Origin of the sequence: Pseudomonas sp. M1, from assembly GCF_022760135.1 — a bacterium.
GTDB classification, from domain to species: domain Bacteria; phylum Pseudomonadota; class Gammaproteobacteria; order Pseudomonadales; family Pseudomonadaceae; genus Pseudomonas; species Pseudomonas citronellolis.
The window spans coordinates 682,410-703,106 of record NZ_CP094343.1 but is presented as its reverse complement, the minus strand read 5'-3'; the positions used below and the strand labels follow the sequence as shown (position 1 = coordinate 703,106).

Annotated in this window: 19 protein-coding genes; 4 read left to right on the top strand and 15 right to left on the bottom strand. The window is 70.3% G+C overall.

The features are described from left to right. Positions 1-49: 49 nt before the first annotated feature. From PM1_RS03035 to PM1_RS02970, 14 genes are all read right to left on the bottom strand, one after another. Positions 50-2,074, bottom strand: a complete 2,025-nt coding sequence (locus PM1_RS03035; protein ID WP_009613189.1) for an OPT family oligopeptide transporter — start codon at positions 2,072-2,074, stop codon at positions 50-52. Positions 2,075-2,199: 125 nt separating this feature from the next. Continuing rightward, complete coding sequence (gene tauD / locus PM1_RS03030; RefSeq protein WP_009613190.1) at positions 2,200-3,036, bottom strand: taurine dioxygenase; 837 nt, start codon at positions 3,034-3,036, stop codon at positions 2,200-2,202. A 187-nt stretch (positions 3,037-3,223) separates the two neighbouring features. After that, complete coding sequence (locus PM1_RS03025) at positions 3,224-4,042, bottom strand: ABC transporter permease subunit (RefSeq protein WP_009613191.1); 819 nt, start codon at positions 4,040-4,042, stop codon at positions 3,224-3,226. Next, on the bottom strand, positions 4,032-4,838 hold the full coding sequence (locus tag PM1_RS03020) for a taurine ABC transporter ATP-binding protein (protein WP_009613192.1): 807 nt from the start codon (positions 4,836-4,838) through the stop codon (positions 4,032-4,034). The genes PM1_RS03025 and PM1_RS03020 overlap by 11 nt, the downstream gene beginning before the upstream one ends. Before the next feature lie 193 nt (positions 4,839-5,031). Continuing rightward, positions 5,032-6,042, bottom strand: coding sequence for a taurine ABC transporter substrate-binding protein (tauA, locus tag PM1_RS03015; RefSeq protein ID WP_009613193.1), 1,011 nt, complete (start codon positions 6,040-6,042; stop codon positions 5,032-5,034). 80 nt (positions 6,043-6,122) lie between these two features. Beyond that, a complete protein-coding gene (locus PM1_RS03010) occupies positions 6,123-7,094 on the bottom strand; it encodes an aliphatic sulfonate ABC transporter substrate-binding protein (RefSeq protein WP_009613194.1) in 972 nt (323 codons plus the stop codon). A 176-nt stretch (positions 7,095-7,270) separates the two neighbouring features. Then, entirely contained in the window at positions 7,271-8,173 is a 903-nt protein-coding gene (locus tag PM1_RS03005; RefSeq protein WP_009613195.1) for an acyl-CoA dehydrogenase family protein, read from the bottom strand. Positions 8,174-8,350: 177 nt separating this feature from the next. Beyond that, positions 8,351-9,313 carry an ABC transporter substrate-binding protein gene (locus PM1_RS03000; RefSeq protein WP_009613196.1) on the bottom strand — a complete coding sequence of 321 codons (963 nt, stop codon included), beginning with the start codon at positions 9,311-9,313 and terminating at the stop codon, positions 8,351-8,353. An 11-nt stretch (positions 9,314-9,324) separates the two neighbouring features. Then, entirely contained in the window at positions 9,325-10,311 is a 987-nt protein-coding gene (locus tag PM1_RS02995; protein WP_009613198.1) for an aliphatic sulfonate ABC transporter substrate-binding protein, read from the bottom strand. A gap of 112 nt (positions 10,312-10,423) precedes the next feature. Then, positions 10,424-11,575, bottom strand: a complete 1,152-nt coding sequence (locus PM1_RS02990) for an acyl-CoA dehydrogenase (protein WP_009613200.1) — start codon at positions 11,573-11,575, stop codon at positions 10,424-10,426. 4 nt (positions 11,576-11,579) lie between these two features. After that, entirely contained in the window at positions 11,580-12,662 is a 1,083-nt protein-coding gene (locus PM1_RS02985; RefSeq protein WP_009613202.1) for an LLM class flavin-dependent oxidoreductase, read from the bottom strand. A gap of 17 nt (positions 12,663-12,679) precedes the next feature. Further along, positions 12,680-13,624 carry an ABC transporter substrate-binding protein gene (locus tag PM1_RS02980; protein ID WP_009613204.1) on the bottom strand — a complete coding sequence of 315 codons (945 nt, stop codon included), beginning with the start codon at positions 13,622-13,624 and terminating at the stop codon, positions 12,680-12,682. Between the two features lie 12 nt (positions 13,625-13,636). Then, positions 13,637-14,704, bottom strand: coding sequence for an LLM class flavin-dependent oxidoreductase (locus PM1_RS02975; RefSeq protein WP_084229635.1), 1,068 nt, complete (start codon positions 14,702-14,704; stop codon positions 13,637-13,639). A 517-nt stretch (positions 14,705-15,221) separates the two neighbouring features. Then, positions 15,222-16,118: a LysR family transcriptional regulator gene (locus PM1_RS02970; protein WP_009613208.1), complete on the bottom strand. Its 897-nt coding sequence runs from the start codon at positions 16,116-16,118 to the stop codon at positions 15,222-15,224. Between the two features lie 113 nt (positions 16,119-16,231). On the opposite strand from PM1_RS02970, the gene PM1_RS02965 reads away from it, so the two are divergent. From PM1_RS02965 to PM1_RS02955, 3 genes are all read left to right on the top strand, one after another. Further along, complete coding sequence (locus PM1_RS02965) at positions 16,232-16,837, top strand: 3-mercaptopropionate dioxygenase (protein WP_009613210.1); 606 nt, start codon at positions 16,232-16,234, stop codon at positions 16,835-16,837. After that, positions 16,834-18,417 carry a rhodanese-related sulfurtransferase gene (locus PM1_RS02960; RefSeq protein WP_009613212.1) on the top strand — a complete coding sequence of 528 codons (1,584 nt, stop codon included), beginning with the start codon at positions 16,834-16,836 and terminating at the stop codon, positions 18,415-18,417. The genes PM1_RS02965 and PM1_RS02960 overlap by 4 nt, the downstream gene beginning before the upstream one ends. Positions 18,418-18,537: 120 nt before the next feature. Then, positions 18,538-18,789, top strand: coding sequence for a hypothetical protein (locus PM1_RS02955; RefSeq protein ID WP_009613214.1), 252 nt, complete (start codon positions 18,538-18,540; stop codon positions 18,787-18,789). Positions 18,790-18,795: 6 nt separating this feature from the next. On the opposite strand, the gene yedA is transcribed toward PM1_RS02955, so the two are convergent. Then, positions 18,796-19,683, bottom strand: coding sequence for a drug/metabolite exporter YedA (yedA, locus tag PM1_RS02950; protein WP_024128105.1), 888 nt, complete (start codon positions 19,681-19,683; stop codon positions 18,796-18,798). A 167-nt stretch (positions 19,684-19,850) separates the two neighbouring features. Here yedA and PM1_RS02945 point away from each other — a divergent pair, with 167 nt between their 5' ends. After that, entirely contained in the window at positions 19,851-20,297 is a 447-nt protein-coding gene (locus tag PM1_RS02945; RefSeq protein WP_009613218.1) for an Lrp/AsnC family transcriptional regulator, read from the top strand. Positions 20,298-20,697: the final 400 nt, after the last annotated feature.

Here is a 20,697-nt window from a genome sequence, read left to right as displayed (position 1 = left end):
ATCGATAACATATATCACACATCCCCGATCGACCAAGCCTGCGTTTGTATCAGCGTTTGCCCAGCACCTGGCGGTGGAACAGCACGCAGACCACCACGAACACCAGCAGCCCCAGCCACTGCGCGGTGTCCTCGAAGCCGGCGCCGACCAGCGCCAGGGGCGCGTCCTTGCCGCTGGTGCCGATCAGCGCGGCGAGCAGGATGCCCATCAGGCTCTCGCCGACGATCAGCCCCGAAGCCAGCAGCACGCCGCGGCGGCGCGGCAGGTCGGCGTACTTGTCCTCGTTCACCCCGGCGGCCTGGGCGCGCTTCTTCAGCGCGCTTTCCAGCAGCCAGGCGAGCACCGCGCCCACCACCAGGGTCATGCCGATGGTCGGCGGCAGGTAGATGCCCAGGCCCACGGCCAGCACCGGCAGGCTGGCCTTGCCGGTGCGGCGCAGGAGCACGTCGACGAGGATCAGGGCGATGCCCAGGGCCACGCCGATGAGGATCATGTTCCAGTTCAGCGCGTTATGGAAAATCCCGCTGGCGATGGCGGTCATCAACGTCGCCTGGGGCGCGGCCAGGGCCGCGCCGGGGTCCATGCCCTCGCGCGGCAGGGCACCGGTGAAGCCATAGGCGTTGTACAGCAGCTCCAGCACCGGCGGGATCACCAGCGCGCCCACCAGGCAGCCGACGATCAGCGCCACCTGCTGGCGCCAGGGCGTGGCGCCGACCAGGTAGCCGGTCTTGAGGTCCTGCAGGTTGTCGTTGGAAATGGCGGCGATGGCCAGCACCACCGAGGTGGTGAACAGCGCCAGGGCGATCGCCAGCTTGCCGCCCTCGCGGTCGAGGAAGCCGGTCTCCAGCGAACCGACGCCGAGGATCAGCAGCGACACCAGGATCACCGCGATGATGCCGATGCCGGAGATCGGGCTGCTGGAGGAACCCACCAGGCCGGCCATGTAGCCGCAGGCGGCGGCGATCAGGAAGCCGAAGAAGAAGGCGAACACCACGCAGGTGGCCACCAGGCCCCAGAAGGCGAAGCCGGCGAGGTCCGGCGCGGCCTGGCCGAGGAAGTAGGCGAAGACCACGAACAGCGCCACCAGCAGAAAGGCGGCGATGGCCAGGATCCAGGCCGCCGGCATGTCGCGCTCGGTGCGCAGGTCGCTGGCCTCGACGCGTCCGCTGATGGCGCCGAGCGAGGCCCAGACGCCCTGCACCATGGGCTTGAACAGGGTGGCCAGGGTCCAGAGCGCGGCCACGCCTATGGTGCCGGCGCCGAGGAAGCGCACCTGGCTGCTCCACAGCTTGCTGGCCAGTTCCGGCAGGCTCTGCCCGGCGGCCAGGGTGCTGTTCACGGTGAGCAGCGGCACCGCCACGCCCCAGGCGATCACCACGCCGATGAGGATGGCGATGCCGGCGGTGATGCCCATCAGGTAGCCGGCGCCCACCAGCGCCAGGGAGAAGCCGGTGGACAGGCGGAAGGCCGCCTGGCCGGCGCTGATCCAGAAGCTGAAGCCCTCGGCCAGCAGCTTGAAGCCGCTGCTGAACAGGCTGAACAGCGCCGCCACCAGGCCGCCGGCGAGGATGTCGCGCAGGCCCGGCTTGTTGCCGTCGCCGGCCTGCGGGTGCTCCTCGTCATGGCTGCCGACACGGAGGATTTCCGCCGCCGCCACGCCCTCGGGGTACGGCAGGCTGCTCTGCACCACCATCACCCGGCGCAGCGGGATGGTGTAGAGCACCCCGAGGATGCCGCCGATGGAACAGATGGCCGCGGTCTGCCAGAACGGGAAGCCGGCCCAGTAGCCGATCATCAGCAGCCCCGGGAGGATGAAGATGATCGACGACAGGGTGCCGGCGGCCGAGGCCTGGGTCTGCACCATGTTGTTCTCCAGGATGTTCGAGCCGGAGAAGTAGCGCAGCACCGCCATGGAGATCACCGCGGCGGGGATCGAGGAGGCGAACGTCAGCCCGACCTTCAGGCCCAGGTAGACGTTGGAGGCGGTGAAGACGACGGTGATGAGGGCGCCGAGGATGAGCCCGCGCAGGGTCAGTTCGGCCAGGTTCGATTCGTCCGGAATCCGTTCGAGCATGGAAGGAAGTCTCTGAAAGGCAACCTGCCAAGCTTAGGCCAGAGCGGCGCGCGCGCCCACGTCACCGAATGTCGCCCAGGCGACGCCCCCCGCTTTTCGTAGGAGCGAGGGTTGGCGTGCGGGGATCAGAACGGCTTGTCGCCGAGGATGGTCGCGCGGTGCATCACCCGGCGCTGCGGGCGGTAGTCGTCCACCGCGTAGTGCTGGGTCACGCGGTTGTCCCAGAAGGCCACGTCGTTCTCGCGCCAGCGCCAGCGCACGGTGAACTCCGGGCGGGCGACGTGGGCGAACAGCAGGTCGAGGATGGCCCGGCTCTCGGCCGCCGACAGCTCGTTGATGCGGGTGGTGAAGCCGTCGCTGACGAACAGCGCCTTGCGCCCGGTGACCGGGTGGGTGCGGATCACCGGGTGCGAGCGCGGCGGGTTCTTCTTGCGCGCCTCCTCCAGCCGCGCCAGGTCGGCGTCGGTGGCGCCGAAGCGCTCCTGGGGGAAGGACTTGCTGATGTCGTGGGTGGCGGTCAGGCCGTCGAGCAGGCGCTGCAAGGGTTTGGACAGCGCCTCGAAAGCGGCGATGCCACTGGCCCAGAGGGTGTCGCCACCGTAGGGCGGCAACTGCTTGGCGGCCAGCACCGCGCCCAGGGCCGGGGTTTCCAGGAAGGTCACGTCGGTGTGCCAGATGGCATTGTCGCGCACGTCGGTGACGGCGGTGTCGAGCACGATCACCTCGCGCTGCTCGGGCACGCTGGGGTAGATCGGGTGGATGTGCAGGTCGCCGAAGCGCGCGGCGAAAGCGGCCTGCTGCTGCGGCGTCAGCGGCTGGTCGCGGAAGAACAGCACCTGGTGGGCGAGCAGGGCCTGCTCGATGGCCTGCTGCTGGGCGTCGTCCAGCGGCTGGCGCAGGTCGATGCCGGAGACTACGGCGCCCAGGGCGGGGCTGAGGGGGGCCAGGGTCAGGGTGGTCATTTCTTTTCTCTCTCGTGTTCTGTGCAGGGAAGAGCACCCTCTCCCCAGCCCTCTCCCGCAAGCGGGAGAGGGAGCCGTTCGGTGTATTCGTCGAGCGCCGAGCTAGCCGGCAGCTCCGATCAGTCCCCTCTCCCTTCAGGGAGAGGGTTAGGGAGAGGGGCTCTTGCTCTTACCCCAGCTCCAGGCCCTACTCCCAGGAAGCAAACCGCCCCTGCAACCAGCGCAAGCCCACCTCGAAGCTCAACGCGATCCCGGCGATCAGCAGAATCCCCAGCACCACCACATCGGTCGCCAGGAACTGTGCCGCCGACTGCACCATGAAGCCCAGCCCGCGGTTGGCGGCGATCAGCTCGGCGGCGACCAGGGTCGACCAGCCCACGCCCAGGGCGATGCGCAGGCCGGTGAGGACTTCCGGCAGGGCGCTGGGCAGCACCACGTGGCGCACCACCTGCCAGCGGTTGGCCCCCAGGCAGCGCACCGCCTGGATGCGCGACCTGTCCACGCGGCGCACGCCGGCAGCAGTGGCGATCAGCAGCGGGGCGAACAGCGCCAGGTAGATCAGCAGCACCTTGGACAGCTCGCCGATGCCGAACCAGATGACGATCAGCGGCAGGTAGGCCAGCGGCGGGATCGGCCGGTAGAACTCCACCAGCGGGTCGAGCGCGGCGCCCACCAGCGGGTTGAGGCCCATGAGGATGCCCAGCGGAATCGCCGTGAGCACCGCCGCGCCCAGGGCCAGCAGCACGCGCAGCAGGCTGGTGCCGATGTGCTGCCACAGCGTGGCGTCGACGTAGCCTTCGGCGAGCACCCGCTGCAGGGCTTCGTAGAGTTGTTCGGGGGCCGGCAGGAACAGCGTGTCGACCCAGCCGAAATGGGTGGCGAACCACCAGAGCGCGGCGAGTGCGGCGATGCTCCCGGCGGCGGCCCAGCGCCGCGCGTCGCGTGGGCGGGCAGGCTTGGCGCGACGGCGGGCAGGCAGCTTGGCGCTGAGGGTGTCAGTGGGCATGTTCGGCCTCCGGTTCTTCGAAGCTTTCGTCTTCAAGGAATTCATCCAGCAACGCCTGGCGCAGGCGGCCGAACTCCGGGTCGGCCTTGATCGAGCGCACCGGCTCGCCGGCCGCATAACGCCGCGCGAAGTCCGGGCGCAGGCGCTTGACGATGCGCGCCGGCGGGCCGTCCATGACCACCAGGTCGGTGGCCAGGAACAGCGCCTCGTCGACGCTGTGGGTGATCAGGAACAGGCCCTTGCCGGTCTTGCGCCACAGGTCCAGGGTGAGCACCTGCATGCGCTCGCGGGTCAGCGCGTCGAGGGCGCCGAAGGGCTCGTCCAGCAGCAGGAAGTCCGGCTCCACCGCCAGCGCGCGGGCCAGGCCCAGGCGCTGGCGCTGGCCGCCGGAAAGCTGCGAGACGCGGTAATGCGCGTGCTCCTGCAGGCCCACCAGGGCCAGCACCGCGCGGGCGCGGGCCTCGCGCTCGGCGCGGCCCAGGCCACGGATGCGCAGCCCCAGGGCGACGTTGTCGAGGGCGTCCAGCCAGGGCATCAGGGCGTCGTCCTGGAACACCACGCCACGCTCGCCGCCGGGGCCTTCGAGAGTCCGGCCGTCGATCTGCACGCGGCCGCGGTCGGGCTTCTGGAACCCGGCCAGGACGTTGAGCAGCGTGGACTTGCCGCAGCCCGAAGGGCCCAGCACCACCAGGGACTCGCCCTTGGCCACGTCCAGGGTCAGCTCATGCAGCACGCGCCGGGTCTGGCCATGCTGCTGGAAAGAAAGGCTCACGGCCTCGGCCGTCAGACGGCTCATGTTTCTGCCCTCCGCAGGGTAAGAAGTGGCTCGCTGGAGCACCCTCTCCCCCCGCCCTCTCCCGCAAGCGGGAGAGGGGGCTACCCGTGCCATCCCCGGGAATCGGTGCCCAGGCCTGGCGACGGACGGCTCCCTCTCCCTTCACAGGGCGAGGGCTGGGGAGAGGGGCTCTTCAGCGGGCTTCCCAGTACTCTCAGCGCTGCCCCACCTGCACGCTCTCCGCCTGGCGCACGTACTCCGCGCTGACGTAGGGCGAGTAATCCTTGAGCACCGACGGCACGCGCTTCTGCTCTTTCAGGAAGGCCGCGGTCCCGGCGATATCCTTGGCGGTGCCGCCGCCCAGCAGCGCGCTGGACAGTTGTTCCTTGGTCTCGGGGAAGGCGCTGCCGGCCAGCAGCTCGGGCACGTCCTCAGGCGCCGCGCCGGTCAGCCGGGCGATCTTCTTCGCCTGCTCGGAATCGGCGGTCCACTGGGCCTTGTGGGCGTTGTAGTCGGCGAAGGAATCGAGGGTCACGCGGGCGAACTTGGCCAGCACCTCCGGGTGCTTCTCGGCGAAGTCCTTGCGCGCCACCCAGACCTCGAAGGTCGGCGCGCCCCATTTGCCCACTTCCGCGGCGTCGGTCAGCACCTTGCCGCTCTTCTTGATCTCGCCCAGGGCCGGCGACCAGACGAAGGCGCCGTCGATGTCGCCACGGCGCCAGGCGGCGGCGATCTCGGTGGGGTTGAGGTTGACGATCTTCACTTTGGTCGGGTCGATCTTCCAGTGCTTGAGCGCGCCCAGCAGGCTGTAGTGCGAGGTGGAGACGAAGGGCGTGGCGATGGTCTTGCCGACCAGGTCCTCGGGCTTCTCGATCCTGCTGCCGTTGCGCACCACCAGGGCCTCGGCCGCGTTGATCTGCGCGGTGACGATGAAGGCCACGATCGGCAGGCCGCGCGAGGTGGCGGCGGCCAGCGGGCTGGAACCCAGATTGCCCAGTTGCACATCGCCCGAGGCGATGGCGGCGACCACTTCCGGGCCGCTGTTGAAGCGGCGCCAGTCGAGCTTCTCGCCGATGGCTTTCTCGTAGGTGCCGTCGGCCTGCGGGACCTTGGTCGGGTCCACGCCGGTCTGGTAGCCGAGGGTGATGTCGGCCTGGGCGATGCCGGCGAGGCCGGCCAGGGCGAGCGCGGCCAGCAGGCGGCGCGGGGCGAAGGTGCGTTTCATGGGGTGCTCCTGGAAATGCATTCGGGGCGGCCGGCCGGGCCGTGACGGGCCGCCCCTCGCGGAGCGGCGGAAAATTCGCTTCAGTTGCGCGCCAGGTCCGGCTGCCAGACCTGCACGGCGCGGGCATCCACCGGCTTGGGCAGCAGGCCCTCGGCGTAGAAGGCGTCGGCGATGCGCTGCTGCTCGTCGAGGCCGTCGGCGCGCACCGGCTGCACGTCGTAGCTGCGGCGGGCGTTGGCCTGCTCCACGGTGGCGGCGTCGAGGTTGCCCCACAGCGGGCCGAGCAGCCTGGCCGCGTCGGCCGGGTGTTGCTTCACCCAGCGCCCGGTCTTCTGCAGTTCGGCGAAGACCTGCCCGAGCACTTGCGGGTGGGCCTTGGCGTAGTCGCTGGAGGCGAGGTAGTAGCGCTGGTAGCTGGCCAGGCCCTGGCCGTCGGCGAGCACGCGGGCGTGCTGCTGGCGCTGGGCGCTGGCGACGTAGGGGTCCCAGGTCACCCAGGCGTCCACCTTGTGGTTCTCGAAGGCGGCGCGGCCGTCGGCGGGAGTCAGGTAGGCCGGCTGGATGTCGGAGAACTTCAGGCCGGCCTTGGCCAATGCTGCGATCAGCAGGTAGTGGCTGCCGGCGGCCTTGGTCACGGCCACGCGCTTGCCTTTCAGATCGGCCAGGGATTTCAGCGGCGAATCCTCCGGCACCAGGATCGACTGCGCGGTGGGCGACGGGGTTTCACGGGCGAAGTAGGTCAGCTGCGCACCGGCGGCCTGGGCGAACACCGGCACGGTGTCGGCGACGTCGGCGGACAGGTCGACGTTGCCGACGTTGAGCGATTCGAGCAGCGGCAGGCCGCTGGGGAACTCATGCCAGGACACCTTGATGCCCTGCTTGCCCAGCTCGCGCTCCAGGGTGCCCTGGGCTTTGACTATGGTCAGCAGGGTGGAGGACTTCTGGAAACCGATGCGCAGGGTGCCTTCGGCGTGTGCGCCCAGGGCGCCCAGCAGAGCGGCGGAGGCGGCGAGGCCGACGGCGAAACGGCGCAGGAACGGGCTGCGGGACATGGGTACGGCTCCTCGGGTACGGGGCGGCCGCCTGCAGAGCGAGGACGGACCACGGGACTGGTGTCAGGTGTTCTGGATGAGTCCGGTGGTCCGGTGAAGCAGAGATTACAGGCATAAAAAATCAGAAATAAATAATTTTTAGTTCTTAACTAATACCGCGCGGATTCATCCCGCCATCAGTGCGCAGCCCCCAGCAGCCGGGCCCTTACGCCCTCCGCGCGGAGGCTGGCCTGGGCCGCCTGGCGGGCCACCGCCAGGGCCTGGGCGGCGAGGTTGGCGAAGTGGCTGGCGCGGCCGAAGGCCAGCGCCGCGCCCGACTCGATGTCCTCGTCCAGCTGCCGGGCGGCCTGCTCGCTGAGCACCAGGCCCAGGCCGAGCAGCCGCGACAGCTCCGAGGCCTCGGGCAGGTCCAGGTTGTCCGCGGCCTGCAACGCCAGGCCCAGGGCGACGTTGGCCTGCAGCAGTTGCGCCAGGCCGTCGCCGAGCACACGCCGCGGCGTGGCCGCCAGGCCCGGCGGCAGCAGGATGTCCTCCGGGTGCAGGCGCAGGCCCTGGCAGTGGGCGCCGGCGCGCAGCGCAAGGCCGGCCCGCGCGCTGGGCAGCGCAGCCAGCAGGAAGTCGCCGCTGGGCGCGTGCCAGGCGCGCAGCAGCAGCCAGTCGGCCGCCTCGGCGGTGAAGGCATCCCATTGCGCGCCGTTGACGCGGAAGCCGCCGCGCAGGTGTTCCTCGGCCCGCAGCCGCTGGCCATCGTCCTCGCCCAGGGCGCCCCACAGCGGCTCGCGCAGCAGGCTCAGGTGCAACAGGCGCTGCAGCTGTTCGCGGCTGCCGAGCAGGCGCACGCGGGTCAGTTGCAGGTGGTGCACGGCGAACAGCCGGGCCAGGCCGCCGTCGCGCTCGCAGAGGTCGCGCAGAACCTGCAGGACCTCGCGCCAGGGGCTGCCGGCGCCGCCCAACTGGGCCGGCAGCGACAGCCGCAGCAACCCGGATTCGCGCAGGGCGCGGGCCCAGGCGGCGGGTCCGGCGACGGCGGGCTGGGGGAACGGCTCGGCGGGAGCCAGCCGGGGCGGGGCGACGCTCATGGGCACCTCGGGACGACGGGATCAGTGCCTGGGCGAATGGCGCGCGGGAAGACTGAAGCGAAGGGGTTCGGCGGCGCCCCGTTGCGCCGCGCACGAGGCGCGGCCGGGGCGGCACTTAGAACCATATCCAAGCAGTGCGGCAAGGTTAAATAACCTTTTTGCCTTAGCTGAGAACCGTCAGGGCTGCCGTTGGCCAACGGCCGGCCCCTGCTCCACCGCGAAGCCCGCGGCGAAGGTCGGCTGCACGTCCAGGCGCTGCGGGATCAGCCCATGGGCCTGGTAGAAGTCCGCGGTCTCCTGCTGCTGGGCGAGGGTCTGGGCGTCCAGCGCCTGCCAGCGCAGTTGCCGGCGCTCGAACTGCAGGCGCGCGGCGTCCTCGGGGAAACCGATGATCTTCGCCAGGCTGCGCGAATACTCGTCCAGGTGCGCGTAGGCCCAGCGCTGGGCGCCGGCCAGGCGTTGCAGGTAGTCCTGCAGGGCGGCGCGTTTCGCCGGATCGGCCAGGGCGGAATCGGTGGCGGCGAGGAAGCTGTTGCCAGCCCACAGGCCGCGGCCGTTGACCAGCACCCGCGCCTTGTCGGCGGTCTCCGAGAGCGCGGTGTAGGGCTCCCAGGTCGCCCAGGCGTCCACCGAGCCGTTGGCCAGGGCCATCTTCGCGTCCACCGGGCCGAGGAAGCGCAGTTCCACGTCCTTCTCGCTCAGGCCTGCCGAAGCCAACGCCTTGAGCGCCACGAAGTGGCCGATGGAGCCGCGCCCGGTGGCGATGCGCTTGCCCTTGAGGTCGGCCGCCGAATGCAGCGGCGAGTCGCCGCGGACGATCACGGCGGTGCCATAGGGGTCGGACTTGTCCACCGCGATGGCCTTCACCTGGGCGCCGGCGGCCAGGGCGAAGAGCAGGGGCGCATCGCCGATGATGCCGGCATCCACCGCGCCGGCGTTGAGCGCCTCGGCCAGGGGCGCGGCGGCGGGGAATTCGAACCACTGGATGTCGTAGGCCAGGCCCTTGAGCGCGCCGGCGGCGTCCAGCTGGGCACGCATGTTGCCCTTCTGGTCGGCCAGGCGCAGGGTCACGCGCTCGGCGGCGAGGGCCTGGCCGGCGGCCAGGCACAGCAGCAGGAACAGGCTGAGGATCTTGCGCATGGCGAGGCTCCTCAACGCTGGCCGACGGTAAGGTCGGCGGGTAGCTGGCGGGCCACTTCGGCGGCGCCGGCGGACAGGCTGAAATCGAACGCCGGGGCGACGTCCAGCGCCTTGGGCAGCACGCCCTCGCCGTGGAAGAAGTCGGCGGCCTTCTGCAGCGTGGCGGCGATGTTCGCATCGAACACGACGGGGCTGATGCGCGCCTCGCCCACCCAGCGGCGCGTCACCTCCCGGGGCATGTTCAGGTCCTTGGCCAGCGCCGCGGCGAAGGCGTCCGGATGCTGCAGGGCCCAGACCTGGGCGCGCGCCAGGCGCGTCAGCAGGTCGCTGATGGCGGCCTTCTTGCCGGCGATGGCGGCGTCGCTGGCCAGGGCGTAGGAGTAGCCGGTCATGATGCCGTCGCCGTTGTCGATCACCCGCGCCTGGTCGAGCAGCACGGCGCTGGAGGTGTAGGGCTCCCAGGGCACCCAGGCGTCCACCGAGCCGCGCACCAGGGCGGCGCGGCCGTCCACCGGGCCGAGGAAGGAGAAGGTCACATCCTCGGGCTTGAGCCCGGCGCGGCGCAGCGCGCCCAGGGCCATGAAGTGGCCCCAGCCGCCGCGGTTGACGGCGATGCGCTTGCCCTTGAGCTCGGCCACCGAGTGGATCGGCGAATCCTTGCCCACCACCAGCGCCACGGTCGCCGGGTTGAAGTGCCAGGCGCCCACGGCCTTGAGCGGCGCGCCGGCGGCATAGACGAAGAGGAACGGGATGTCGCCGGTGAAGCCGATGTCCAGGGCGCCGGCGTTCAGCGCTTCGAGCACCGGGGCGCCGGAGGGGAAGGCGGACATCTCCAGCTTGTACGGCAGGTTGTCCAGCTCGCCGGAAGCGCGCAGCGAGGCGTAGCGGTCGCCCTTCACGTCGCCCAGGCGCAGGGTGACGGGTTCGGCGGCGCTGGCGGCGCCGGCCAGCAAGGTCGCGGCCAGCAGGCCGGCGAAAACACGCAGGGTTCGTTTCATGGGGCAATCTCCAGGCGGCTTCGCACGGAAGCCAGGGGTTGTCTTGGGGCTATCCGTTCCGCCGGTGCGGTCGCCGATATTGCCGTCGTTGTTGTCGGGTGATCGCGCGGGCTCAGGGACTCAGCGCCGCCCTCCCCGCCGCGATCCAGACGCTGTCCTTCTGCGGGGTGTGCACGCGCCCGCAGAGCACGTCGCGGTAGTGGCGCTGCAGCGGGTTGTGCCGGCTCAGGCCGTGGTTGCCGCTCAGCTCCAGGGCCTTCTCGACCACCGTCACCGCGTTGTCGGTGACGGCGACCTTGATCAGCCCCGCCTCGCTGGCGCTCAGCCGCTCGCGGCAGGCGGCGTCGAGCAGCAGGCGGTTCTGCAGCAGCAGGCCGTCGATGGCGCCCAGCGCTTCCTGCACCCGCGGCAGGCTGGCCAGGGGCGCGCCGAGGCTGGCCGGCACGCGCTCGCGCAGCCAGCCCAGCAGCCAGTCGCGGGCGGCCCCGGCGATGCCGTCGTAGAGCGCGCCGAGCAGCGCCGAGCTGGCCTGGGTGAAGTCGCGCAGCACAGCTTCGTCCGGCGCCGGCGGCTGGTCGTGGGGGTAGAGGCCGACGGCGTGTTCCAGCGGCACCGGCACGTCTTCGAAGATCACCTCGTGGCTGCCGGTGGCGCGCATACCCAGGTGGTCCCAGCTTTCCACGATGCGGATGCCGGGGCTGTCGCGGCGCACCAGCCAGGCGCCCACCCGCGGCGTCGGCTCGTCGCTGCGCGCCCACACCGCCAGCCAGGTCAGCCCGGGAATGCCGGTGGTGTAGAGCTTGTGCCCGGACAGCCGCCAGCACTCGCCGTCACGCCGCGCCACGGTTTGCGGCAGGCCGCCGCGCGAGGGCGAGCCCAGCTCCGGCTCCACCCGCAGGCTGTTGATCAGCGCGCCCTGCTCCAGCGCCTCGCGGGCCACGCGGCGCTTGAGCGCTTCGGGCCAGCCGGGGTTGTCCGCCAGGCGCCGCAGGTGCAGGTACTGCATGCACAGCACCAGCGCGGTGGAGGGTTCGCCACGGGCCACGGCGCCGACCACCCGGCGCAGTTCGCCGAGGCCGGCGCCGGGGCCGCCGAGCGCCTGTGGCAGGGCCAGGCCGAGCAGGCCGTGGTGTTGCAACAGGGCGAGGTTGGCGTGGGGAAAGTCGCCGCTGCGGTCGTAGGCCTCGGCGCTCTCGGCCAGTTGCCGGGTGAGCGCCGGCAGCAGGTCGTTGAGCGCCAGCGGTGGGCTCTGCAAGTTGCTCATGGGCTCAGGCCGTGGCACGCCGGCGCTCACGCTCGGCGACCTTGGCGCGGGTCAGCGGGATCAGCTCGCGGCCGTATTCCACGGCGTCGTTGAGCGGGTCGAAACCGCGGATGAGGATGCTGCGCACGCCCAGGTCGTAGTAGGCCAGCAGCGCATCGGCGACCTGCTCCGGGGTGCCGACCAGCGCGGTGGAGTTGTGCCCGCCGCCGACCAGCTTGGCGATGCCGGTCCACAGGCGTTCGTCGACGCGGTCGCCCTGCTCCACCGCCTTGAGCAGGCGCTGGGCGCCGACGCTCTGCGGCTTGCCCTTGGGGAAGCCGGCCTCGCCCAGGCGCTGGCTGGCAGTCGCGCGGATCGCCTCGGCCCTGGCCCAGGCCTCCTCCTCGGTGCGCCCGAGAATGGGCCGGAACGACAGGCTGAACTCCACTTCGCGGTCGTTCTGCCGCGCCTGCTCGCGCACCGCGGCGATGGTCTCGGCGGCCTGGGCCAGGGGCTCGCCCCAGAGCATGAACACGTCGGCCTGCCTGCCGGCGACCTTCAGCGCCGCCTCCGAGGAGCCGCCGAAATACACCGGGATGTGCGGCTTCTGCTGCGGGCGGATGGCCGAGAAGGCCTGCTCCACGCGGTAGTGCTCGCCGTAGAAGTCGAAGGGCTCGGCGCTGGTCCAGGTGCGCTTGAGCACTTCGATGAACTCGTCGCTGCGGGCGTAGCGCTGGTCGTGGTCGAGGTAGTCGCCGTCCTTGCGCTGGTCGGCGTCGCTGCCGCCGCTGATGATATGCACCGCCAGGCGCCCGTCGAGCAGGTGCTCGAGGGTCGCCAGCTTGCGCGCGGCCAGGGTCGGGGCGACGAAGCCGGGGCGGTGCGCCAGCAGGAAGTTGATCCTGGAGGTGGCCAGGCCGGCGGTGGCGGCCACCAGGAAGCCATCGGGCTGATCGGACCAGTAGCCGACCAGGATGCGGTCGAAGCCGGCCTCCTCGTGGGCGCGGGCGAAGGCGGCGATGTACTGCTTGTCGAGGATCGGGCCGGCCGGGGCGATGGTCTCGGAGGCCAGGCGGTGGCCGATCATGCCGAGGAACTGGATGCTCATGGGGTTGCGTCCTGTGCTCAATGGAAGGCGTTGGCGAAGGAGGGGTCGATCACGCTGGCGGTGTCGAAGGCCTTGGGCAGCGCGCCGGTCTGCAGCAGGAAGTCGGCGGTGCCCTGGTAGTCGGCGGCGGCCTGGGCGTCCACCGGGCCGACGCTCATGCCGGCCTGGCCGATCCAGTGGCGCGACACGGCCGGGTCGAGGTTGGCCTTCTTCGCCCAGAGGTCGGCGTACTGCTCCTTGTGCGCCTCGACCCAGGCCCGGGCCTTCTGCAGGCGGCCGAGGAAGTCGGCGATCTGCGCGCGCTTGGGTTCGATGGAGGCGGCGTTGGCGGCGATGCTCGACAGCCCCGGCATCAGGTCGCGGGCGGTGAGGATCGGGCGCGCGCCGGAGAACAGGATCTGCTGCGAGATGTACGGCTCCCACACCGGGAAGGCGTCGATGCTGCCGCGCGGCAGGGCGGCGGCGGCGTCGATGGGCATCAGCTTGACGAAGTCGACGTAGTCGCTGGGCAGGCCGGCCTTCTCCAGCGCGCGCAGGGTCAGTTGCTGACTCCAGGCGCCGGGCCAGTAGGCGACCTTCTTGCCCTTGAGGTCGGCGATGCCCTGCACCGGCGAGTCCTTGGGCACCAGCAGGGCGATGGTGTCGGGGTTCTGCCGCGACACGCCGATGAGCTTCACCGGCGCGCCCTTGGCGGCCAGGAAGATGAACCCGGAGTCGCCGAGGAAGCCCAGGTCCAGCGCCCCGGCCTGCAGCCCTTCGGCCACGGGCGCGGCGGACTGGAAGTGCTTCCAGTCGACCGTGTAGGGCGCGCCTTCGAGCACCCCGGAGGCCTCCATGGAGGCGCGCACGTTGTAGTAGTTCTGGTCGCCCACGCGCAGCGTCGGCAGGTCGGCGGCCTGGGCCAGGGGCGCGCCCAGCAGCAACGCGGCGAAGGTGGCGCGCAGGCGTCGTTTCAGGTTCATCGATGGGGCTCCTCAGCCGGCGCGGCGCAGTTGCGGCAGGCGGGCGATGTGGTGGTGGATGGCGGGAATCAGGCCCTGGCCGTAGCGCACGGCGTCGCCGAGCGGGTCGAAGCCACGGATCAGGAAGGTGGAAACGCCCAGGCGGTAGTACTCGCCCAGGGCGGCGGCGACCTGCTCGGGAGTGCCGACCAGGGCAGTGGAGTTCCAGCGCGCGCCGGTCAGCCGGGCCACGCCGGTCCACAGCCGGGTGTCGAGCACCTCCCCCTGTTGTGCGGCGGCCAGCAGGCGCTGCGAGCCGACGTTCTGCGGCTGGTGGTCGTGCAGCGGCAGGCCCAGGCGCGCGCGGTTCTCGCGCACCTGTTCGAGCACTTCGGCGGCGCGCTTCCAGGCGGCTTCCTCGGTGTCGGCGACTATCGGCCGGAACGACACCGAGAAGCGCGGCTCACGGCCCTGGGCGTTGGCGGCGGCGCGCACCCGGCGGATGTGGCCGTCGACGGCGGCCAGCGGCTCGCCCCAAAGCATGTAGGTGTCGGCGTGCTTCGCCGCGACTTCGATGGCGGCGTCGGAGGAGCCGCTGAAGTAGATCGGGATGTGCGGCTTCTGCCGCGGGCGCACGGCCGGCGAGGCGCCCTGGAAGCGGTAGAACTCGCCGGCGAAGTCCACCGGGGCCTCGGCGGTCCAGATGCGCCGCAGGGCGTCGAGGTATTCGTCGGTGCGGGCGTAGCGGCGGTCGTGGTCGAGGTAGTCGCCGTCGCGGGCAAGGTCTTCGTCGTTGCCGCCGCTGACCACGTTCAGGGCCAGGCGGCCGTCGCTGAACTGGTCGAGGGTGGCCAACTGGCGCGCGGCCAGCGGCGGCGCGATCACTCCCGGCCGGTAGGCCAGCAGGATGCCCAGGCGCCGGGTGGCGGCGGCAACGAAGGAGCTGACCACGGCGCCCTCGGCGGCATTGCTGAAGTAGCCCACCAGCACGCGGTCGAAACCGGCGTCCTCATGGGCCTGGGCGAAGCGCCGGACGAAACCGGCGTCCACCGCCTCCCCCAGCGGCTGGTCCACCTCGGAACTCGGGGTGGCGGTGATCATGCCGAGAATTTCCACGCTCACTGTGTTGCCCTCGCCTGGGCCGCTGCATAAGGGCGGCGGCTTTCGTTATAAGAAAAACGTCTTGATGGACGTTGTTCTTAGAAGCTATAGGCAAGCACTTCATGATGGAAATTCATTTTTGGCATATTCTAATATGCTAATTACGCATATTCAGAGTTGGCCAAGTTGCGCGGGGGAGGTTTTTTGCTTTTGTAGGAGCGAGCTTGCTCGCGAACAGAGTTTCCCGGTCATGCCGGTGTCAGGCATGAGAGCGCCCTCTCCCTAACCCTCTCCCTGAAGGGAGAGGGGACCGTTGGGCAGAAACGGGTATTACGGAGTCAGCCGGAAACTCTGGCGTATCCGGCGAACATCAGGCTTGCAGCCGGCACGGACAAGCCCCCTCTCCCTTCAGGGAGAGGGCTGGGGAGAGGGGACGGAGTCGACCTGAGACGACTGCGCTGCCGGGAGAGTCTGTTCGCGAGCAAGCTCGCTCCTACAGGGGGCGAATGAGTAAGACTCACCCCGCCTGCATATCCAACCCTTCCGCCACCGCATCGCCGAACAACCGCGCCGGCGCCTCCAGGTTGCCCAGCAAGCGCGGCCGCACCAGCCAGAGCTGGATCAGCGGCTGGAAATCCTCCAGCTGCAACACCCGCAGCTGCTCCCGATAACGGCTGCGCGCAAGAGCCGGCGCCGGCACCAGCCCAAGGCCACGCCCCTCGGCAACCAGACCCAGCTGCAGCTCGCTGCCGAAGGTCTCCAGGTTCAGCTGCAAACCCAGCCCCTGGTCGGCCAGGGCGCGCTGCAGGCCGGCGCGGAAGCCGCAGCCGTCGGGGTTGAGCACCCAGCCGTGCTGGTAGCAGTCGAGCAGGCGGCGGGCCTGCACGTCGCTGTCGCGGGCGGCCACCACGCACAGCTCCACGCGGCCCAGCGGCGTGGCGCCGAGGTCGTCGGGGAACACCTTGCTCGGCGGGAACAGCACCACCGCCGCGTCCAGCTCAGCGTTCTCCAGCCGCGCCAGCAGGTGGCCGCCCCAGCCGCTGCTGACCTGGGCGCGCAGCTCCGGGTACTCGCCGGCCAGGCGCCGCAGCGCTTCCAGCAGCACCACCTCGCCGATGCTCTGCGGCACGCCCAGGCGCAGCACGCCGCTTGGCGTCGTGTCGCTGGCCACCAGTTCGCGCAGCCCGTCCACCTCGCGCAGCACCCGGCGGCACTGCTCGTAGACGCGCAGGCCGGCGGCGGTGGGCTTGAGCGGCTTGGTGTTGCGGTCCAGCAGTTCCACGCCCAGGGCTTCCTCCAGGCTCTGCACCCGGCGGGTGATGGCCGACTGCGTCAGGCCCAGGCTCTCGGCGGCCTGGCTCAGGGAGGCGTTGCGGATCACCGCGACGAAGGCGTCGATGTCGTCGATCTTCATGGGGCTAGCACCAATTGCATTTCTCGCATATTAGCTTAGATTCAAAATGCATTTCAGGAATAAAAACGCGTTTGCTACCGTACAGCCAGAACCTTCCGGAGTGAATACGCCGCATGTCCGCCCCCCTGCGTTTCGACCGCCTGCGCCAGTTCATCGGCGACCTGGCCAGCCTGCTCGACGAGCATCCCGACGAAGCCACCCTGCTCGCCCGCGCCCGCCCGCTGCTGGCCGAGCTGGTGCGCCATGACGACTGGCTGCCCGAGGCCTGCGCCCAGCCCGACGCGCAGCGCTACCAGCAGTACCTGCTGCACGCCGACTCGCAGCAGCGCTTCTCGGTGGTCAGCTTCGTCTGGGGTCCGGGCCAGCGCACGCCGGTGCACGACCACCGCGTCTGGGGCCTGATCGGCATGCTGCGCGGCGCCGAGTATTCGCAGCCCTTCGCCTTCGCCGCCGACGGCAGCCTGCAGCCGGCCGGCGCGGCGCTGCGCCTGGAGCCGGGCGAGGTGGAGGCGGTGTCGCCGCGCATCGGCGACATCCACCAGGTCAGCAACGCCTTCGCCGACCGGCCGTCCATCAGCATCCACGTCTACGGCGCCAACATCGGCGCGGTGCGGCGTGCCGTCTATACCGCCGAGGGTGAAGAGAAGCCCTTCATCTCCGGCTATTCCAACAGCCAGTTGCCCAATATCTGGGACCTGTCGAAAGAGAACCCCGCATGAGCCAGATCGCCCGCCGTACCTTCCACGACCTCCGCGCCGCCCTCCTCGCCCGCCGCGAGCTGGCGCTGCTCGACGTGCGCGAGGAAGACCCCTTCGCCCAGGCGCACCCGCTGTTCGCCGCCAACCTGCCGCTGTCGAAGCTGGAGCTGGAGGTCTACGCCCGCGTGCCGCGCCGCGATACGCCGGTCACCGTCTACGACGACGGCGAAGGCCTGGCCGAAGTCGCCGCGCAGCGCCTGCTGGCGCTGGGCTACAGCGACGTGGCCGTGCTCGACGGCGGCCTGGCCGGCTGGCGCGCTGCCGGCGGCGAGCTGTTCAAGGACGTCAACGTGCCGAGCAAGGCCTTCGGCGAGCTGGTGGAAGCCGAGCGCCACACCCCGTCGCTGGGCGCCGAGGAAGTGCAGGCGCTGCTCGATGCCAAGGCCGACGTGGTGGTGCTCGACGCCCGCCGCTTCGACGAATACCAGACCATGAGCATCCCCGGCGGCATCAGCGTGCCCGGCGCCGAGCTGGTGCTGCGCGTCGCCGAGCTGGCACCCGACCCGGCCACCCGCGTCATCGTCAACTGCGCCGGGCGCACCCGCAGCATCATCGGCACCCAGTCGCTGGTGAACGCCGGCATCGCCAACCCGGTGTCGGCGCTGCGCAACGGCACCATCGGCTGGACCCTCGCCGGCCAGCGGCTGGAGCACGGCCAGGCGCGGCGCTTCGGCGAAGTCTCCGCCGCCACCCGCGCAGCCGCCGCCCAGCGCGCCCGCGCCGTGGCCGACCGCGCGCGGGTGGCGCGCATCGACCTGGCCGGCCTGCGCCAATGGCAGACCGAAGGCGCGCGCACCACCTACCTGTTCGACGTGCGCACCCCAGAGGAATACGAGGCCGGCCACCTGCCCGGCTCGCGCTCCACCCCCGGCGGCCAGTTGGTGCAGGAGACCGACCACGTCGCCAGCGTGCGCGGCGCGCGCCTGGTGCTGGTGGACGACGACGGCGTGCGCGCCAACATGAGCGCCTCCTGGCTGGCGCAGATGGGCTGGGAGGTGGCGGTGCTGGACGGCCTGTCCGCCGCCGACTTCAGCGAACGGGGCGCCTGGTCCGCACCGCTGCCGCAGCAGCCGCAGACCGAGACCATCGCCCCGCAGACCCTGGCCCAGTGGCTGCGCGAGCCGGGCACCCGGGTGCTCGACTTCACCGCCAGCGCCAACTACATGAAACGCCACATTCCCGGCGCCGCCTGGGCCCTGCGCAGCCAGCTGAAAGAAGCGCTGGCGCAGTTGGGCACGGCCGAGCGCTACGTGCTCACCTGCGGCAGCAGCCTGCTGGCGCGCTTCGCCGTGCCGGAAGTGCAGGCCCTGAGCGGCAAGCCGGTGTTCCTGCTCGAAGGCGGCACCGCCGCCTGGGTCGCCGCGGGGCTGCCCACCGAGGAAGGCGAGAGCCTGCTCGCCGCGCCGCGCATCGACCGCTACCGCCGCCCCTACGAGGGCACCGACAACCCGCGCGAGGCCATGCAGGGCTACCTGGACTGGGAATTCGGCCTGGTCGAGCAGCTCGGCCGTGATGGCACCCACGGCTTTTTCGTCATCTGAAAGCCCGCCATTTCGCGACGTCTGTCGGTGAGTGGCGAAAAAATGACCACCTGTCGGCTGTCCGGGAAAGTGATGGGAATTTTGACGTTCTGGGGTGTCTTAGCCTGCAGAGGTGCCACCATGAACGTCACCCACCGCTACGCCATCCACTACCGCCTGCGCGAACAGCCGCGCCGGCTGATCCACGAGTGGTCCGAGGAACCCAACGAGTTCCTCGCCCTGCTCCAGGTGCTGCTGCACCTGGCGCAGGAGACCGGCGAAGACCCCACCGGGCTGACCGACGCGCCGCTGGACCCCAACCTGATCCCCAACCTGCGCAACAGCGCCGACCGCGTCGGCGTCAGCCGCGTGCGCATCGTCCCGATCGACTGAGCCGGCTCAGGCCGCCTCGCGCCGCCGCCACTGCGGCAGGCTGATCAACACCACCGCCCCGATGATCACCGCCATCGCCAGCGCCTCCGGCCAGCCGATGTGCTCGCCGGCGAACGCCACCCCGAGCAGCACGGCCACCGCCGGGTTGACGAAGGCATAGCTGGTGGCCGCCGCCGGCCGCACGTTGGCCAGCAGGTAGACGTAGGCGCTGAAGGCGATGATCGAACCGAACACCACCAGGTAGCCCAGCGCCAGCCAGCCGCGCACATCCGGCATCTGCTGCAGGTGCTCGCCGGAAAGCTGGCTGCCCAGCAGCAGCGCGGCGCCGCCCACCAGCATCTCCAAGGCGCTGGCCATGGGCCCGGCCGGCAGGTCCAGGCGCCGGCTCCACACCGAGCCGAAGGCCCAGGCCGCGGCGGCGAAGAGGATCAGCGCGGCGCCCGCCGGGCTGCCCTGCAGGTTGGAGCCGAGGTTGAGCAGCACGATGCCGCACAGCCCAAGGCCGATGCCGCTCCACTCCAGCAGGCTGTTGCGCTGGCCGAACAGGCGCGCGAACACCAACGCGAACAGCGGCACCGTGGCCACCCCCAGGGCGGCCACGCCCGAGGCCACGCCCCAGTGCTCGGCCACCGTCACCCCGCCGTTGCCGCAGCTGAGCAGGAGGATGCCGATGGCCCCGGCGTTCAGCCACTGCCGCCCGCTGGGCAGCGGCGCGCCGCGGTACAGCGCCCAGGCCAGCAGCAGCGTCCCGGCGATGACGAAGCGGCAGCCGGCCATGAGCATCGGCGGCCAGCTTTCCACGCCGATGCGGATCACCAGGTAGGTCGAGCCCCAGATGAAGTAGAGGGCGAAGAAGGCGGCGATCAGCGTCAGCGAAACGCGGGCTTTGGGCATGGGCATGACAGACATGGCAGAGGGCTCGACAAGTGGGTCGTAGCGCCTCATTTTATTAAGTGCTTTCGGGCCTTATAAGGCACAGAAAACGCATTATCTGGCGGAACACTTTTCTTTCGATGGATTTTCAAACGCAAAGCCGTCGATTCGACAGACGAGAGAAACCGATGGACAAATACGACCGCGCACTGCTCGCCGCCCTGCTGGAAAACGGCCGCCTGTCCTTCGCCGAACTGGCCCGGCGCATCAACCTCTCGCCCCCGGCAGTGGCCGACCGCGTGGCGCGCCTGGAGGCCGACGGCGTGATCACCGGCTACCACGCCAGCGTAGACCTGACCAAGCTCGGCCGCCCGATCCAGTGCCTGATCGAACTGCGCCTGAACGACCACCGCGGTGCCCTGCAACTGCAACGCCTGACGGAAATCCCCCAGGTGCTCGACTGCTACCGGGTGACCGGCGAATCCTGCGTGATGCTGCGGGTGACGGTGACCAGCACCGCCGAGCTGGAAGAGCTGATCGACCAGTTGGCGCAGCACGGGGCGAGCAAGACTTCGCTGGTGCTGTCCACGGCGCTGGATGGGAGGGTGCATCCGGCGATGTTGCAGGGGGGATGAAAGGCTGGAGGCTGGAGGCTGGAGGCTTTTCGTATTTCGTAGGAGCGAGCTTGCTCGCGAACAGGCATTCACCGGGAACTACAGGTGCTGGATTCTAGAGCGCCCTCTCCCTAACCCTCTCCCTGAAGGGAGAGGGGACCGTTGGGCAGGGTTTGATGTTATGGCGTTAGCCGGCAACCTCGGCGATTTCCGGCTGAAACCACTTCCTCTCTCGGCACGGACTAGCCCCCTCTCCCTTCAGGGAGAGGGCTGGGGAGAGGGGACGGAGTCGACCTGAGACGATAGCGCTGCCGGGAGAGGCTGTTCGCGAGCAAGCTCGCTCCTACGAAAAGCCAAAGCCCCCACCCTGCGCGCAAAAAAAAAAGAGGCGGCACCGCTCGCACGGCACCGCCTTAAGTCA

Bases quoted from the DNA above. Each gene is read 5' to 3' on its own strand.
- PM1_RS03005 (WP_009613195.1), bottom strand. From the start codon at position 8,173: ATGAGCGTCGCCCCGCCCCGGCTGGCTCCCGCCGAGCCGTTCCCCCAG.
- tauA (WP_009613193.1), bottom strand. From the start codon at position 6,042: ATGAAACGCACCTTCGCCCCGCGCCGCCTGCTGGCCGCGCTCGCCCTG.
- PM1_RS02990 (WP_009613200.1), bottom strand. From the start codon at position 11,575: ATGAGCAACTTGCAGAGCCCACCGCTGGCGCTCAACGACCTGCTGCCG.
- PM1_RS02975 (WP_084229635.1), bottom strand. From the start codon at position 14,704: ATGATCACCGCCACCCCGAGTTCCGAGGTGGACCAGCCGCTGGGGGAG.
- PM1_RS03010 (WP_009613194.1), bottom strand. From the start codon at position 7,094: ATGTCCCGCAGCCCGTTCCTGCGCCGTTTCGCCGTCGGCCTCGCCGCC.
- tauD (WP_009613190.1), bottom strand. From the start codon at position 3,036: ATGACCACCCTGACCCTGGCCCCCCTCAGCCCCGCCCTGGGCGCCGTA.
- PM1_RS03000 (WP_009613196.1), bottom strand. From the start codon at position 9,313: ATGCGCAAGATCCTCAGCCTGTTCCTGCTGCTGTGCCTGGCCGCCGGC.
- PM1_RS02965 (WP_009613210.1), top strand. From the start codon at position 16,232: ATGTCCGCCCCCCTGCGTTTCGACCGCCTGCGCCAGTTCATCGGCGAC.
- PM1_RS02985 (WP_009613202.1), bottom strand. From the start codon at position 12,662: ATGAGCATCCAGTTCCTCGGCATGATCGGCCACCGCCTGGCCTCCGAG.
- PM1_RS02980 (WP_009613204.1), bottom strand. From the start codon at position 13,624: ATGAACCTGAAACGACGCCTGCGCGCCACCTTCGCCGCGTTGCTGCTG.
- PM1_RS02945 (WP_009613218.1), top strand. From the start codon at position 19,851: ATGGACAAATACGACCGCGCACTGCTCGCCGCCCTGCTGGAAAACGGC.
- PM1_RS03020 (WP_009613192.1), bottom strand. From the start codon at position 4,838: ATGAGCCGTCTGACGGCCGAGGCCGTGAGCCTTTCTTTCCAGCAGCAT.
- PM1_RS02960 (WP_009613212.1), top strand. From the start codon at position 16,834: ATGAGCCAGATCGCCCGCCGTACCTTCCACGACCTCCGCGCCGCCCTC.
- PM1_RS02970 (WP_009613208.1), bottom strand. From the start codon at position 16,118: ATGAAGATCGACGACATCGACGCCTTCGTCGCGGTGATCCGCAACGCC.
- PM1_RS02955 (WP_009613214.1), top strand. From the start codon at position 18,538: ATGAACGTCACCCACCGCTACGCCATCCACTACCGCCTGCGCGAACAG.
- PM1_RS03025 (WP_009613191.1), bottom strand. From the start codon at position 4,042: ATGCCCACTGACACCCTCAGCGCCAAGCTGCCTGCCCGCCGTCGCGCC.
- PM1_RS02995 (WP_009613198.1), bottom strand. From the start codon at position 10,311: ATGAAACGAACCCTGCGTGTTTTCGCCGGCCTGCTGGCCGCGACCTTG.
- yedA (WP_024128105.1), bottom strand. From the start codon at position 19,683: ATGCCCAAAGCCCGCGTTTCGCTGACGCTGATCGCCGCCTTCTTCGCC.
- PM1_RS03035 (WP_009613189.1), bottom strand. From the start codon at position 2,074: ATGCTCGAACGGATTCCGGACGAATCGAACCTGGCCGAACTGACCCTG.